Source organism: Arthrobacter tumbae, from assembly GCF_016907495.1.
Lineage (GTDB): Bacteria > Actinomycetota > Actinomycetes > Actinomycetales > Micrococcaceae > Arthrobacter_D > Arthrobacter_D tumbae.
Map to the genome: position 1 here is coordinate 2,817,148 of NZ_JAFBCC010000001.1, position 16,247 is coordinate 2,833,394.

Consider the following 16,247-nt stretch of genomic DNA (forward strand, 5'->3'; position numbering starts at 1 on the left):
GATGAACTCCATTGAAACGGTCGCGGTAATTGGTCTCGGCTATATCGGGCTGCCCACAGCAGCGATTCTCGCTACGAACGGCCTTAAGGTCACCGGGGTGGATATCAACCCGAAAACGGTCGATGCTGTGAACCGGGGGGAAGTTCCATTCGTTGAGCCGGATCTGAGCGTCCATGTCACCGGGGCCGTCGGGCAGGGCCGCCTCTCTGCCTCCACCGAGACGCCGGTTGCCGACGCCTTCATCGTGGCTGTGCCCACGCCGTTCAAGGCCGACAAGAGCGCGGATCTGACCTTTATAGAGGCAGCAGCGCGCAGCATCGCACCGAACCTGCGGGGCGGCGAACTCGTCATTCTGGAATCGACTTCACCACCGGGAGCAACGCAGTATCTTGCTGACTACCTCGGCGAGCTACGTCCGGATTTGGGAGGGCCGCGTCAACCGCTCTTCGCTCATTGTCCGGAACGGGTGTTGCCTGGTCGAGTCATGATTGAACTTGTTACCAATGACCGGATCGTGGGTGGAGTCACACCGGAAGCTGCTCAGAAGGCGAAGGAACTGTACGAGGTGTTCTGTCAGGGTGACATTCACCTGACGGATGCCGTAACGGCCGAAATGGCGAAACTGGTTGAAAATTCCTATCGGGACGTGAACATCGCGTTCGCGAATGAGCTTTCAATGATCAGTGATCGACTTGGAATCGACGTATGGGAACTGATTTCCCTCGCCAATCACCATCCTCGCGTGCACATCCTGCAACCTGGGCCCGGTGTGGGAGGTCACTGCATCGCCGTTGATCCCTGGTTCATCGTCGATGCCGTGCCGGAATCGGCCCGCATCATACGAATGGCGCGGGAGGTGAATGATTCTAAACCGTCATGGGTGGTGGAGAAGGTCATCGCTACAGCATCGGCAATCGAGCATCCGACCATCGTGGTGCTGGGGTTGACGTTCAAAGCCAACATCGACGATCTCCGTGAGTCTCCAGCGGTGCAAATCTTGACGGACCTTGTTCGAAGGTTGGAGGGTGCAGAGTTCCTGGTTGTGGAACCGCATATCGAGCAGCTTCCCAAGTCTCTTGCTGAGTACCGGAACGTACGCCTCGAGGGGCTTCGGGCAGCAATCGAGGCTGCAGACGTTGTGGTTCAGCTAGTGGACCATGACGATTTCCGCGCTATGACAGGGCGAGACCTGGATGGGCGGCTTTTCATCAACACGCGAGGACCCGAGCCGATAGACGGAGATAGATCCGACGTCAATACCAGCAGACGTGCATAGGGTGTTTGACCTAGAGTTTGCGCCGCGACCGAGAGTCAAGAACGAACTGGTTCCTGATGGTGGACGCCGTCAACGCGGAAGTTACATTCGCGAGCCGCTCGGAGTTCTCGCGCATCAAACCATCACTTTCTGATGACGCAAGATCAATCTTTGACAGCGCAACCGAAATTCCCGCCAGATTCTTCCTACTTGCTGCCACCTCTCTCCTGAGAGGCGCATTCTCGCGCAGGCCCGTCTCGATCGTTGCGACGAGGCGCTGGATCCTAACCAATCGCTTATGCGCATATCGCTGATTTCTGGTGACAACCCATACCGCTCCCATGAGCGCCCCGACATAGATGAAAGTCAGGAAGCCGAAAGCAACGGGCGGTGGCGCAACGAGGAACAAGACCGACGTAGATACAGGAGCCAATACCGCGAACAGGCAGGCGGCTGCGAGTTTCCTTTTGTGGCTAAGCATGATGAGTGGCGCCTCAGGTCGTATATGGACTCGAATTCCGGTACTCATCCTAGCGTGTTGGCCAGGACCCGACGGGCCGGCGTCGTGAACGTGCGCCCTAAGAACGTACTGCATAAGATGGAGGCAGGCATCGCCGCAGCATCACATCACCTGGGCAGGACTTAAGTTTGAAGCACACCTCGTATTCGGCTCCCCTCGAATCGGTCACCATTCGATCTCGGGTCGGAGATGTGTACCTCAAGGGCGTAGCTGGTGAGTACATATTCGAGCTCATCAGAGATGATGAGAACTTCTATGAGTGGGACCTGCTGGATCTTTTGTCATCCGTCCGGTTTCCAACGGACCATCTCGTCGTTGATGTCGGGGCGAATATCGGCAATCATACGATCTACTTCGGCACTCATATGCCGCACAAGGTGATTGCGCTTGAGCCGCAGCGGGATAATTTCAACGTCCTCCTGCAGAACATACATGACAATGGGTTGGCGACTAAGGTTCGTGCGAGGCAGGTAATAGCCTGGAACCAGACAGACCAATTCGATCTCGAAAACGCCGACCCAAATAACAGCGGGACTTTCCGCGTGAAGGCAACAGAACTAGGCAGTATCCCGGCCAGGACGTTGGACGCGATCGTACGGCGCGAAAAAGTAGCACTGATAAAAATCGATGCTGAAGGTAGCGAGGCAAAAGTACTTCTCGGGTCGAAGAGAATACTTCGTCGGGACAAACCCCTCGTGGTCACGGAGGCACACTCTCCCGAGGCGCTGCGGGAGATAGCAGCACTCTTGGAGCCATTGGGTTATGAAGTAGTAGGGATCGCGGGTCGGAGTTTCAACTATGTTTGGGCGAACGCGAACGGCCCACTGGGAGCGACCCCCGAGCAACTCCGGGCTCGCTTCTCGCTCGCCCAGAATCGCACCGATGCCAAAGGAGCTTCAGAGGCGCTGAAGCAGATGCGCACCTGGATCAGCGGCATCGTGGAAGATGTTGAAGACCCCAATAGCACCGTACTTCTTCTGGGCGCCAAGGATGTGGGCAGCCCGGAACGAAGTGAGACTCGAGATTCGGCGATCCAGGTCGCACAGGACGAATCTGCGCGGTACCGCAAGACTGCGGAGGTTTGGGCTCAAGCTTATCGACTGCTCTCAGACGAAATTGCAACAGAGAAGCCTGGTGCATGGTCCACCGATGCGGCTATACGCACGGTGTCAGAGATCGTGGCCGAGGCGGGTGGCGCCGAAGTTTCTCAAGCTTCTGTGGGCGGCTCCATTCGCGAGCTGCGCGATTCAGCGCGCAGCTCGTCGGAAGGAGTCCGAGTAGGAATTGCTACGATGCCTGGACGCGAAGTCGGGTTGAGGCGCGTAATCGACGCGTTGCTGCCACAGGTAAGTGAAATTTATGTGTACCTCAATGGCATGAACGAAATTCCGGGAAATTTGCTGTACGACAATCGAGTGAAGTTCTTTACCGGCCCGGACTATGGTGATCGGGCGAAGTTCCTGTTCATCAAGGACTTTGAAGGATATTACCTCACGTGTGATGACGACATTCAGTACCCAGACTTTTACGTCCCCTTCATGGTAAATGCCATTGAAAGGTATGGGCGCAGAGCGGTTGTTGGCTGGCACGGGTCGATATTCAAAGACGAGTTCGAAGATTATTACGATAGCCGGTCGCGACGCGTGCTCTCTTTCTCCAAGAAGAGGGGAGCCGACACCCCAGTGCACCTTCTGGGAACGGGAATCGCCGGTTTTCACACTGACACGATCAGCATCTCGTTTGAAGAGTTCGAAGCCCCGAATATGGCTGATGTCTTTTTGGCTCTGAAAGCTCAGCACCTGGAAGTTCCGATGATAGTGCTCGCGCATGAGGAAGGATGGGCGGAGCCCATAGAGCCCGACGCTGACTCCATCTCCAATTCCTCCCTCAAGAAGCCAGGGACCTCTGGAAACTTTGACGTGCGCGCGCACGTCACTTCTCTGGTGAAGGGTCATGGTCCTTGGACCATCCACGAGGCACCGAAGCCAATCACCCGACCCCTCCCGCGGGTCGCCGTGATCGGACGAACCGATCGCAATCGTTGGCGAAAGGGAGGCATCCTAAAATCCTGCCACCTCACTGCGTCCATGCTTCGGCAGTTCGGAGTGGACTGTGTGCTTGAGGACATAGAAACGGGAGACCCTTTTCAATTGGGCGGTGCGAACCCGTCGATCGTGATGCTGTACGTCGGCGATCCCGAACGCCCAGATTTCGCGACCGTCGAGCGGTTGATTGAGCATCATGCGGACTTGGGACGAGTAGTCATCGTCAATATGTCGGTGAACGGCCACGCGAAGCGCAACGAGTACATCACATCCAAGATGTTGTCGTGGGAGAAGGTGTACAGCGACCGGATCATTCTTATGGTCTTCACTGAGGCGATGGTGGCTCAACGCGAGTTTCAGCCGATAAGACATTTGATGATTGCCTTGCCGAAGACGATCACGATGCCTGCGCCGCCGAGAGCAACGTTCCACGGAAGTCGGGGGATCTTCCTGGGTGACTTCGCCAAACTCAGCGACTCCTCACTTATGGATTACACCGCGCAGGAATGGATCTCTGCAATAAGAGAGGCTGTACCGGAGGCACCCCTGTTCGCAGTGGAACAGTACAAGCCGCGGTATGCGGTGCAACTCGACATCGACGAGGTTTGGCCTCATCTAACGGAGGACTACTCACGCAGGATCTCCAGCTGCCGGTTGATGTTCACACCGATCAAGTACGCAACCTTCGAGATGGTTCCTGTCGAAGCGGCGGCAATGGGGCTGCCGGTCATTTACCCCGAAATGCCTCAATCGTTGTCCGAATACCTGGGTATGGGCGGAGTGCAGGTCTCCTCGCCAGCGGAACTTGCGAGTGTCCTTCCATCGCTATACCGAGATCCGCTGGTGTGGAGGAGCCAGAGCATCAGCGGCCGTAGAAGAGCAGAAAGCTCTGACATCTATGGAGCAGCGGGGCAAATGTATATGAGGATCGCCGCTCTGGAGCGTAGAGCGAAGAATCGGTAAAGAGAACCCGTCGGAACCCTTCGCTCTGCGCTCAGAGTCACCCTCGACGGATCACATCGGCAATAATCGTTGAGGTCTGATCAGCGCCTTCGAAGCGCCGGCCACCGGTCGAGGGCTGCAATGACCTAACGGTCAGTACCCGAATGGCTTCTTCAACGTCTTCTGCGGAACTGGCAACGATGCCATCGCAATCGCGAGCAAAAATCTCGGCTCGGAGCCGCTGATTGTCTGTCGCTGTCGAATCGTTCGGTATCACCACGCATGGCAGGCCTGCCGACGCTGCCTCGTGTATCGAATTGTACCCACCGGCGATAACGCCGAAATGGAATGCGGCGAGTACCGGCGCAAGCGGATACTCCTGGATGCCAGTGGCCTCGAGATCGCTTGGAGTCTTGTCTGCAAGCGGCGAGGTCGCGACGACTGGGTTCCACGGCGCGCCCAAAGAATTGACAATTTCTACCGCGCGAGCTCGCACATCCTCGATGTTGTTGATGTTTCCGGCGCCGAGCTGGATAAGTATGTGATGCTTCCTGGCGTCCAGCCCCAGCTCACTACACGCCAGCTCTCGGGAGAGCGACTTTTGTGGGCTGTAAAGGGTGATCGGTTCGGTAGCGTAGTTGGGCTGGACTGTTCGCAGTGGGCCCTTGTCGTCATTGGTTGCGATGTCGCCGGGCTCAATCACGCGCCATGCGATGGTCTCGTCTGCCGCCTGAGTTGTGTTGGTGCCTTCCTTCCACAATCCGCGGCGAAGCCAGATGAGCGGCACGTCCGCCCGACGCGTAGCCTCAATCACACCGCGGTACACGTATGATCCATCAAAGACCACCATGTCGGGCCGATTCTGTCGGAGTACCCCATGCATGAAGATCGCGAATCTTCGGTGCCATTCGGCACTGGGCAGGCCGCTCTGAGCCTGACTGACAAAAGGTATGACCGAGTAGCCGAACCTTTCCACGATGTGCGCAGCACCTGAGAGCGAAACAAAGCTCGAGGAGTAGAAACGCTCGCCGGCTAGTGCGACGGCCAAGCACCTGGTTAGATGTCCCATACCGGCACCATTGCTCGTGACGAAAAGTACGCGAGAACCCGCTTTCCCCCTAAAAGTGAGCCCTAGTTCCCCCGATGGCTCAGCGCGGTACTCACTGTCCAGCCGAAGTTGTGCCAAAGCCATATCGACAGAATCAACTCGCTGCCGAACACGATAGTCAAAGCGGGAAGCCTCTTTGCGGTTCCTATTGACCAGCTCAACAAGCTCTGATCTGGTTCTCCTCACGAGCCGAGCCATGAAGATGGCGCAGAGGGAGATATGAAGTGCCAGAGCGGCGACCAAGACAGAGATTAAGACGGACGGGTCATCAGAAACGCCCGTCAGAGCCAAGGCAACCACTACGATGCCGAGAGGAGCGAGGATGACGCTGCCCACAAGAAGGCGACTAATGTTCAAGTACGTGACCCATTTCAACAGGAGTGTTCAGACCGTGCCTACAACCGGTGGGCGTCTCGTCCTTTAGTCACTCCACGCGTATCAAAAAAGAGATTCGAGACGGCTGCCAAGTGCTCCGTATCGTACTCGCTGTGCATCTGCAGGAGGATCGTGACGTCCGCTTGAGCTACAGCGTGAGCGAGGTCTTCCTGTGATTGCAGTTCTTCTCCGTTGACATGCCAAGACTTGACCCTGGGATCATGAAACGAAACTTTGGTCCCACTTCCCTGGAACAGTTCAGCGATCGGCGTCGCTGGGGACTCCCTCTGATCAGCGATATCGGCTTTGTATGTGATCCCCAGGAGTAGAACGTGGGCGTTCATCAAGGGTTTGGCGTTCTGATTGAGAAGATCCTGTACGCGCCGAACCACGTACTGCGGCATGCTGTTATTGATCTCCTCCGCCAACTCCACGAAGCGGAATGGATAACCCAGAGCCTTCCTCACTTGGTAACTGAGGTAGTTTGGGTCGATTGGGATGCAGTGTCCCCCTACGCCAGGGCCGGGGTAGAACGCTTGAAAGCCGAAGGGCTTGGTTCGGGCAGCGTCGATGACATCCCACAAGTCGATGTCCAGGTCATGGCAGAACTTCGCCATCTCGTTCACTAGCGCGATATTGATATGGCGGTAGGTATTCTCGAGCAGCTTCGCTGTTTCTGCTTCCTTTGCTCCCCTCGTGGGAACTACGGTTTCGACGAATTTTGAATAAAATTCCGATGCGCGAAGTGTCGATGCTTCAGAAACACCGCCGACCACTTTGGGTGTGTTGGTCAAACCATAATGAGCATTTCCCGGGTCGATTCTTTCCGGGGAGAAGGCCAAATGGAATTGGGTATCAAGATCCAGTCCGGATTCCTCAAGCATGGGGCGGACGAAGTCGTCTGTGGTGCCCGGATAGGTGGTCGATTCCAGAACGACCAAAGTGCCAGGTGTGATGTGCTTCGCAACTGTCCTCACTGCGCCTTCTACTGCGCCCAGATCGGGAGAACCTGCCTCTCCCAGCGGAGTCGGTACGCAAATGACAACAGCGTCGGCTGTTGCAATGGTGTCCGGGTCCGTTGTAGCACTGTAACCCGCGTCGAGCATGATTTTCAGTTCGGCGTCGCTGATGTCATCGACGTGGGAAATACCGAGGTTCAAGTTATGAACGGTTTGCGGATTGGTATCGAGTCCGGTCACTTTCAAGCCGGAGTGCGTGGCACCCTGGGCCAACGGGAGCCCTACGTATCCCTGACCGATAACGACTAATGATTCCATTTTCTAGCCTTCCTCAAATCTGACGGAACAGTTTCTTGATTGCAGCTAATGCTCGTTCTGCTGCGTGACCGTCGCCATACGGGTTTACTGCGTTGGCCATTGAATCGAAATACGAGCGATCATTCAGGAGTCGGCTCACCTCGAGAATGATCCTGGTCTCGTCGGTTCCGATGAGCTTGACGGTTCCCGCCTCCACTGCCTCGGGACGTTCAGTATTTTCCCGCATCACCAGGACGGGTTTGCCGAGGCTGGGAGCTTCCTCCTGCAGTCCTCCCGAGTCGGTTAGCACGATCTCCGCAAGTGACAGTAAGCGCGTGAACTCGCCGTATACCAAGGGTTCAGTGACCAGTATGTTCGACGTTCCTTGAAGGATTGGTAGCACTGCTTCTCGAACTACGGGGCTCTTATGAGCCGGAAGTACAACCGTCAGGTCTTGCTCTGAATCTGCGATCTGTACCAGCGCCCGCGCCACTGCTCGCATAGCATCGCCCTGATTCTCCCGACGATGAGTGGTGACCAGGAGTATTCGACGCCCGGAGGCCGCCAGTTTCTCAAGTCTTTCGTCGGAAAACGGAACCATTGTTTGCACAGCCGAAAGCAAAGCGTCGATGACTGTATTACCGGTCACTACGATGGCCTCGTCGGACACATTTTCGGCGATCAGGTTTGCCCTGCTCAGCTGTGTAGGGGCCAGATGCAGACTCGTGATTTGTGTGGTGATCCTCCGATTTGCCTCTTCAGGAAACGGTGAGAACAGGTCCCCTGACCGAAGGCCCGCTTCGACGTGCACTACCGGTATGCCGTGATAGAAGGACGCTATAGCGGCGGCGGTTGATGTGGTTGTATCCCCTTGAACGATGACAGCATCAGGTTTGCAGGCTAGGAATAACCCATCTAGGCCTTGCATTGTTCGGGTCATGATCGAAGTGAGAGATTGGCGATCCTGGATGATGTTCAAATCGTAATCAGGTGCGATGCCGAATAATTCGTTCACCTGATCGAGCATTTCACGGTGCTGGCCGGTCACCGTGACGACGCAGTTGAATTCCTTCGAATTATGGAGGGCTTTTACGATAGGAGCCATCTTGATTGCTTCAGGCCGCGTGCCATATATCGGCATGATCGTGGGCAACAAAGATTCCTCGCTTGGCTGGAGAATGACTGGAAACCAGCTTATCCCAGAAGCACGAGAGTAAGGATCAATGCGGGTATTGTCACGAGCGCCGCGATCACGAGAGCCAGGGCGATTGCGCGTTTTTTCCTGTAACTTGCGTTGCGCTGAGCTCCTTCGGACGGCAGCGGGGTGCCGTAACCGGATGTGGCCCCTGGCCGACGCTTCAGTTGAAATGTAGGTTTGTTGGTCGGCTTGAGGTGGCGCGCTTCCGGGGAGGAATAATCACTCGAGCGGATGATGCGGTTGATGTGCTGGACGGTGTCGTGGCGGCTCATGAAGAAGCGGGAACCCGAGATCACGCTCCACGCCGAGTACTCGAAGTATTCGGCGTTGCTTCGTGCCCACTCGTGCTGCTCAGCCAGCATCAGAGTCCGTGATTTGAAGTCCGTGTAGTGCTTCTCTACGTGAAAAACATCCCTCAAGTTCTGCAGGTACAAGAAGTCTGGGACACGTTCCTCATGGCGGAATCGTTCGATGACGTCTACACGGTGAACAAGTGATGTGGGAGTTTCGGCGACCGAACTGGAATGCAGTGCGATCATAGTCGCAGCATCGGCCGATCGGTGTTGCTGGCATTGCCGCAAGTCAATCTGCGGCGAGTCCACAACAGCTTTTGATCCAGGGAGGCAGGCAGCCATGTGGAGTGACGAATACCCGCCGACGGAATCTCCGTAGAAGATAACGTTCTCAGCGGAAAAGCCGAGACGTTTAGCCAGTGCACTTACAATCTCAGCCATTTCGCGAGCGTAGTCGCGTTCCGGCGTTCCGATCCACCATCCTGCTTCGAGCGATTCGCCCAAGTAGAGAGTCGGGTCATTCACAACCATCACGGAGGCGTTCACATCGCCGGACCACTCCCAGCGGTGAAATGCGGGCAGCGTCACGCTTGGTCGCTGTACTGTGCTCTGTCCAAATACCACCAGATGGTGCGCTTCGGGTTTGAAGTCGCAGAAGTAGTCAAATGGCACGCCGTCACGGACGGTGCGCACAGTTCCTCGGTAGGGTGCCAGCAGGTTCGTTGGAACCTCTTCTGACTCATAGTGTTCACTCGGAAAGGGGGCCGACCCGGGATTTATGGGGGAGCCCTGCGGTTGTTGGCCCAGAATCCGGAATATGTGACCTCCGACTTTTCTGGCGAATTCTTCGTCGGAGGACTTCGCGGGAACTCCTTGTACCCTTACCCGAGGGTTGCCGGATTTGCGGTGCTCCCGGGCGAAGACGTAGAGCACCGCCTGGGGTGGCATCGCGGAGGCTAGCTCTTCGAGTTCGACCGCACCCTCGGGCTTGGTCGCGAATATGAGTATTGGCCCATGTGCTGCCTTTCCCTCAACAAGCTCATGCAAGGTCCGCAGACGTTCTGACGGGCCTTTCTCGTGCGCTGAGTCGAGGTTAATTTGCAGGTGCTTTTGCTGGAACGTCTCGAGGTATTGGTCAATGAGACCGCCAGGTGGGTCGAGGTTCAGAATCCGACGAAAGGCCGGCACTTGGTCGGCCGAGGGCCCGGCGGTGTTCATGGTGCCGATGTTGCTGTCAGCCGACGGTGACGCCGTTCGAATTTCTGTAATTGAGGCAGTGATGATTCAATTCTGTCTGCTGTTTCTGCCGCCGAGCCGCGGACCAAATTTTTCACCTGCTCCGGTTCGTATTCCCACCACGCAAGCCTGACCATTTGTTCTCTGAGCTTCGAATCGAACCGGTAGCGGATGTGTTTGGCGGGTATACCCCCGACTATTTCGTAGGGTTCAACATCTCGTGTAACCACAGCGCCGGCCGCCACAATGGCGCCATCTCCGACTCGAACGCCCGAAACGATCTTCACGCCGTCGCCGATCCAGCAGTCGTTTCCGATAATCACGCGTCGCGTAGGTTCGTGGGAGGCGAGCTTCATCTCTGAGCGAGGAAGGTGTTGTTCAAAGTACGGCGAAGTCGAGAAGCCGTCCAGATTATGATTGCCCAGTCCAATTGCGACTTCGCGTCCGAGGCTGCAGTAGCGTCCGACTTCCGAATATGACCGCACAGCGCCGGAATTGATGTAGCTGCCGAAACCGAAGTAGACGGTTCCGAGGATTTCACAGTTGAGAATTCTGACTTCGTCTTCGGCGAAGACGCACCAAGAGGTGTTCTTCGCCGCGATGACTCGAGCCGGGTTGAAAGATGTAGTCACAGTGAGAACCACTTCGGGCTCAGCGGTGCACACGGAGGTTGGGCCAATTCACGCACTCCTACTCTTGTGACCAACGGATTCTTCAACACTATAGTGCTGCAGATGGGAATGCTTCGGCCGCTCCGTGCCCACTTCGCGGAGGCGCCGCGCTTAAATAGAAGACCCGCAGTTAGCAACTGCGGGTCTTCTGTTTGTTCAGTTGTTCGTATTGTGAGGGTTTACTGTGCCGGTGCCACCTCCGTGTCCGTAACCTCGGACGTTACCTGCACAGGAACTCCGTCTCCGTCGGTGAAGGTAGCGACTACCTGGAGTTGGGAGCCTTCCTCCGCCTCAGTGATAACGAATTCGCCGGTGGTGTTGTCCTGGGTTGTGACTGCGACGGTGTTGCCGTCCTGATCGACAGCGATTGCCTGCAGTTCGAAGGCGACACCTTCTGCTGCGGGGTCAACGTCTGCAGTCGCGGTGAGCGTGTCGCCAACCGCTGCGGCTGTGCCGTCCAGCGCCACAGTATCCGCGGACAGTGCAACCGGAGTTGCGACGCCGTTGGAAACATCTACCGAGGTATCGCTGAACTGAAGGATCTCGACGTTCTTGAGAACGTCAGTCCGCAGCGTCGGCTCGAGGATGTTGGTGACCCGGATGGCGCCGTCCGGCAGCTCTTCGATCGTGAACTCGGCCCGCGTCTCTGCATACAGCACTGTGTCTGTTGCATCGGCCTGGTTGGTGTCCGCATTCATGATCCTGCGTTCTGCATGCAGGTCAGCCGGGTTGATTGCTCCCGAGAAGACCCGCGACTGGAAGGTCCTCATGGAGGCCGCCCGTTCGGTGATCTCGCCGCCATTCGGTCGCCAGACCACGTTTACGTCCAGCCAGGCATCGGCATCGACGAAGTTGCGTCCCACACGGGGCTCGACCAAGTCGCTGCCTTGACCACCAAGGAGGATGTTGTTGTTGAAATCCTCTTCGGTGCTTGCTTCTTCTGACAGGAACGGGCGTGCGTACTCGGGTATTGCTCCACCGCCCAGCAGGTCACGGAGTCCGTCGACCCGGTCCAGCTGCTCCTGGGTGAGGCGGTGGCCGTAACCCAGAGTTCGAGTAGTCGGGTCTGCAATGTCGTCCTCTGCAGCTGAGCCGCGGATGACGTCATTATTCTTCCAGCCCGAGGTCGCTTCCGTATGTAGGAAACGGTCCGAGATCTGGCTGACGGTGTCAGGAAGCAGCGCGTTGATTGCCATATCCACATTGACCGGGAACGGGTAGTCCTTGTGAGTTACCCAGTCGAAGCCGAGCATTCCCGCGAATCTCTCGGCCGATGCGCCGGCGACCATGATGTCGTCGCCGCCTTCGGAGTCGAAGTCCGTGTTGCCCTGCCCGCCGTTGAGGATGTCATGGCCACCGTGGGAAAGGTTCGGATCGTTTTCCATGGTGTTGCTGTTGTCGCCGACCAGGAGGTCAGCTCCACCTTCAGCACCTTCAATCCAGTCATTACCCTCGTTGCCGATCAGGATGTCGGCACCGCTCGATCCGAACAGGAAGTCATCGCCCAGCCCTGCAAAGGTGGTGGCGTGATCCTGGCCGCCGTAGATGACATCCTTGCCGGATCCGCCGAACAGGAGGTCCAAGCCGGGACCGCCATTGATGACGTCGTTGCCGGCCTCGCCCTGGATCCTGTCATCACCGTTGGAGTCCGTCAGGATGTCGTCACCGTCGCCGCCCATGATGGCGTCAACGCCGTCGTCGCCTTCCAGCCGGTCATTGCCGGCACCGCCCCACACGGAGTCGTCACCGATGCCCGCCCGGATGTTGTCATTCGCGTCGGTCCCATGGATGGATGTATGGTCGCCGCCAGCAAATCTCCACTGTCCGTTGAGGAAGGTCATTCCTCCGGCAAGCGCCGCCGTCTCGTTGTTCAGATCGAACGTAAGCTGCGGTGTGGCGAATGGATCGTGCTGAAGGTTTTCGATCTCCGTATTGCGTTCGATGATCTGCGAGAGCGAGTTAGCCTCCAAGGTGTGGAACAGAGTGTTTCCCAAGTTCCGGTTCAGGTAGTAGAAACGGTCACCGTTCTGCAGATTCTCGAGCTGAGTCTCGAAGACGAAGTTGAAGGTGGATCCCATCATTCCGCCAAAGACGAACGGCTTCTCAGCCAGTCCACCCATCCAGAAATCAACGTTATTGAGTCCTGTGTCAGCGGCCGGCGCGTTCATGAACGCAATGTCCGCTATGAGCGTTGTTGCAGCTGCACGCTGTTCAACCATGGTGGTTGCCGCCTGCAGAGACGGGTGTATTCCGTAAGCCGCCACGAAGTTCACGATGGACTCTGGATTCTTCATCCCCAGCCGGAAGTCCTCCCAACTGGTGTAGGGAGCCAGCTGTGGCATTTGTGTCTGGTCGAAGAACTGCGTACGTGCGGCTTGGAGCCCCGGTACCCCGGTTTCGCGGGCACGCAACATGTTGATCGATGCGAGGTCCAGCGGGAGGCCGAGCAATTGATTGCGGAGGGTATCGGCCACAAACTCGTCAATACCTGCAGCGGTCTGGCCGGCCATGCCCTTCAGCACTGCGCCTGCGGCAGCCTTGGACGACAACTGTTCGCCGTTCGGACCCTGGTGGTACGCCACGGGATTCAGGAAGGCATCCAGAAGCGGTTTCTTCTCGACGGCGCCTCCGCCGAAGTCGCGGTCTACCGTGTCCGTCAACATTGAGTGCCCAAACCGGTACACCACGTTTGCGAACTCAGAAGAGATCGCAGGATCCACGTCCGGCATGTAGAAGACCTCGTTGAAGACGCCGGGGTCGATCGTCGGCTGGACACGGCGGGCAAACTCCTCGAAAACGAGGTGCTGATACTGCATCTCGGTGAAGAACCGCGCTGCCTGGAACAGCCGCTCGCCATAGTCCCAGAACCCATCGACCTGGTACTTGGCCAACAGCTCTGCCTGTGCCGGCTCGTTGAGGAACGCGTCCACCTGCGCCATGACCCGGTTGTGCTCCGAGTGGAACACCTGGTGAATGGCAGAGAGTGCAATGTTCTCGTTGCCGCGTCCGTCACCGGTAACGAAGTGAGCGTCCAGTGCCGCGTTGTCGTAGCCGGCCAGCTCGTTCGGCACCGCACCGTGTGCAATGTCGTCGAGGAAGGCGTTGTTGGCACGCAAGGCGCCCACCGTCGAGATGGGAGCTGCCGGGTTTCCTTCCCGGAAGCCGTCCGCGAATGCAACCTGCGGGAAGCCATTCGCGCCGGGTACAAAGCGGCCATACGGGTCGGTCTTCAGAAGGGGAACGTCGAGCACGTCCATGTCCCTGAGCTCAATTCCAAGCAGGTCGCGGGCCTGCGCCTTGGTGTCAGCCCAGGTAGCCAGTCCTTCACCGTCCGCTCCGTTGAGCAGGCGTCCGGTAGGCACAGGACCTCCAGCGCTCGCTACATACTGCCGCAGGAAGACCTGGTGTGAAGGATGCGAGGTGTAGGTCTGGTTCTGGTCCACGAACGGTGTGGTGCGGTTGGTATGGTTCCGCTCCGTTCCGCTATCTCCCGTGTCGATGGTTGCCCGGCTCAGCATGAAGAAGTTGGTTTGTGAACCTTCCACATACAACGGGTCGTCCGGCCGCAGGGGAACAACAACGGTTCCGTTTCCGCCCTTTGAAATCAGATCCAGTCCGTGGTCAAAGAACTGCCCGAAGATGGTGAACAGCGAACTTGCCGATGCTGACAATCCCTCATCGGTTGCGATATCGGGGATGAAGAGCTGCGTGCCTGGCAGTAATTCGGTAATCGCTGCTTCTGTCTCAACAGGAACAGCGGCTGGGCCACCGAGGACGGTGACGGTCTGCGGGGACAGTCGCTGCAGCTCGGCGGACACCGAGGCCGGCATCACGCCAACGTCCGGTACAAGCAGCAGCGGGCCTCCGCGCAGGCCGGCAAGATAGGAGCCGGCGAGTGCATCGGGGTAGTCCGTGCCACGGGCAATGAACGCGTGGGTTACCCCTGGAGCGTAGTTGGCCTGGGAGAGGGCAACTGCCGTCTCGTAGCGGTCAACACCGCTAAATCGGGTGACAGCTCCGGCCGTGTAGTCCGCCAATTGGGTGACGACGGCGTCGCTGACGCGTGCGGTGGTTCCCACCACAACAATCTCCCGGGGCGCTAGCCGCTGGAGTTCGGCAATGGTGGCCGTAGGTATGGAGGTGCCGGTGGTGAGCAGTACTGGATGTCCATCGCGGGCAGCCGGAGCGGATGCAATCAGAGCATCAGGGAAGTCTTCGCCAGAGGCGATGTAAACTTTGCCGATGTCCGTCGCGAAAGTGGCGGCGCTGATCGCTGCCGCGGTTGAATAACGGCTGCTTCCCGCCAGCCGTGTCACCGTGCCGGCGGTGTAACCCTCGAGCGCGGTTGCAACCCCTTCAGTGACGGCGGCTGGGCCACCCAGTATGACGATGCGTTGTGGTGCCAGTCGCTGCAGTTCAGCCACTGTGGCATCGGGGAGAGCAGCCGGATTGGTGAGCAGAATGGGCCCGTTGCCAGCTTTGGCAGCAGGACCGCCGGTCAACGCATCGGGAAAGTTTTCCCCTCTGGCGATGAAAACAACCGGAACATTGGGACCGAATGTATCGGCGCTCACGGCTGCAGCGGTCGCGAACCGGTTTGATCCTTCAAGACGGTTTGCAACGGTTACGGGAACAACGCCGGCTCCCTCAACACGTTCCGCCACTGCAACAGCGGCAGGGTTGTTGGTCGTCTGATCAACGATCAGGTTGCTGATATTGCGGGGCGAGGAGTCGTAGACAAATCCCTGGGTCTGCTCGTAGGTGGTGGGCGTCCCCGGAGGGCCACCCGGAGCGCCTGGAGGTATCGGCTCCGCAGCGCGGAACACGGGATCAAGCAGACGGGGGAAGATCTGTCCGCCGGATCCCAAAGTGTCCTGGTCGGGCAGCAGATTGTTCCAACGCCCGTCCACGGTCCTCAGGCCAAACGGCGAGAGGACGTTGCCCACGCAGGGGTCGCCGTCGGCATCGTAGTGGGTCTGTTCCGCTGCGTTGAACACAGGGTTGGGACCACACAGAGGGGACGAATCCGGAAGGTTGTCCACCACGACGTCTTCGGCGTGGGCCTCGGAGATTGCGATCTGCTTCAGAATGAACTCCAGGTCACCGGTGGTGACGTTGAAGTCCTGGCCGGGTGGCGGCGCCGCCAAGGCCATTTGTCCGGGAAGCACTATCCCGGACAGGACCACTGCACTGCCTACGGCAAGTGCTGTGAGCTTCTCACTGGTTCTGCGGCCCGCCGAACGGCGCCGCGCCTCAATACTCATTGCGAACTCCCTTATTCTGGGTCCGGCTCTTAGTCGCTGGAGACCCCCAAACCAACGGCAGAAGTCCAATGGCGCAGGCTTGCC

The 16,247-nt window shown here is 57.7% G+C and carries 9 protein-coding genes; 2 read left to right on the forward strand and 7 right to left on the reverse strand.

Going from position 1 to position 16,247, the window contains the following annotated elements; all coding sequences use genetic code 11:
* Position 1 precedes the first annotated feature (1 nt).
* Complete coding sequence (wecC, locus tag JOD47_RS13450) at positions 2 to 1,276, forward strand: UDP-N-acetyl-D-mannosamine dehydrogenase (RefSeq protein ID WP_204534937.1); 1,275 nt, start codon at positions 2 to 4, stop codon at positions 1,274 to 1,276.
* Positions 1,277 to 1,286: 10 nt separating this feature from the next.
* Here wecC and JOD47_RS13455 read toward each other — a convergent pair whose 3' ends face one another.
* Entirely contained in the window at positions 1,287 to 1,736 is a 450-nt protein-coding gene (locus JOD47_RS13455) for a hypothetical protein (RefSeq protein ID WP_204534938.1), read from the reverse strand.
* Positions 1,737 to 1,903: 167 nt separating this feature from the next.
* On the opposite strand from JOD47_RS13455, the gene JOD47_RS13460 reads away from it, so the two are divergent.
* A complete protein-coding gene (locus JOD47_RS13460; RefSeq protein WP_204534939.1) occupies positions 1,904 to 4,783 on the forward strand; it encodes an FkbM family methyltransferase in 2,880 nt (959 codons plus the stop codon).
* Positions 4,784 to 4,820: 37 nt separating this feature from the next.
* On the opposite strand, the gene JOD47_RS13465 is transcribed toward JOD47_RS13460, so the two are convergent.
* The 6 genes from JOD47_RS13465 to JOD47_RS13490 all read right to left on the reverse strand — a co-directional run bounded on the left by JOD47_RS13465 (position 4,821) and on the right by JOD47_RS13490 (position 16,163).
* Entirely contained in the window at positions 4,821 to 5,810 is a 990-nt protein-coding gene (locus tag JOD47_RS13465) for a glycosyltransferase family protein (RefSeq protein WP_204534940.1), read from the reverse strand.
* 455 nt (positions 5,811 to 6,265) lie between these two features.
* Complete coding sequence (locus JOD47_RS13470) at positions 6,266 to 7,522, reverse strand: nucleotide sugar dehydrogenase (protein ID WP_204534941.1); 1,257 nt, start codon at positions 7,520 to 7,522, stop codon at positions 6,266 to 6,268.
* Between the two features lie 13 nt (positions 7,523 to 7,535).
* Complete coding sequence (gene wecB / locus JOD47_RS13475; protein WP_204534942.1) at positions 7,536 to 8,654, reverse strand: non-hydrolyzing UDP-N-acetylglucosamine 2-epimerase; 1,119 nt, start codon at positions 8,652 to 8,654, stop codon at positions 7,536 to 7,538.
* 41 nt (positions 8,655 to 8,695) lie between these two features.
* Positions 8,696 to 10,210, reverse strand: a complete 1,515-nt coding sequence (locus tag JOD47_RS13480; RefSeq protein WP_204534944.1) for a hypothetical protein — start codon at positions 10,208 to 10,210, stop codon at positions 8,696 to 8,698.
* A complete protein-coding gene (locus JOD47_RS17930; protein ID WP_307836289.1) occupies positions 10,207 to 10,860 on the reverse strand; it encodes a CatB-related O-acetyltransferase in 654 nt (217 codons plus the stop codon). The genes JOD47_RS13480 and JOD47_RS17930 overlap by 4 nt, the downstream gene beginning before the upstream one ends.
* 218 nt (positions 10,861 to 11,078) lie before the next feature.
* A complete protein-coding gene (locus tag JOD47_RS13490) occupies positions 11,079 to 16,163 on the reverse strand; it encodes a peroxidase family protein (protein WP_204534946.1) in 5,085 nt (1,694 codons plus the stop codon).
* Between the last annotated feature and the right edge of the window lie 84 nt (positions 16,164 to 16,247).

Bases quoted from the DNA above. Each gene is read 5' to 3' on its own strand.
- wecC (WP_204534937.1), top strand. From the start codon at position 2: ATGAACTCCATTGAAACGGTCGCGGTAATTGGTCTCGGCTATATCGGG.
- JOD47_RS13470 (WP_204534941.1), bottom strand. From the start codon at position 7,522: ATGGAATCATTAGTCGTTATCGGTCAGGGATACGTAGGGCTCCCGTTG.
- JOD47_RS13480 (WP_204534944.1), bottom strand. From the start codon at position 10,210: ATGAACACCGCCGGGCCCTCGGCCGACCAAGTGCCGGCCTTTCGTCGG.
- JOD47_RS13490 (WP_204534946.1), bottom strand. From the start codon at position 16,163: ATGAGTATTGAGGCGCGGCGCCGTTCGGCGGGCCGCAGAACCAGTGAG.
- JOD47_RS13455 (WP_204534938.1), bottom strand. From the start codon at position 1,736: ATGCTTAGCCACAAAAGGAAACTCGCAGCCGCCTGCCTGTTCGCGGTA.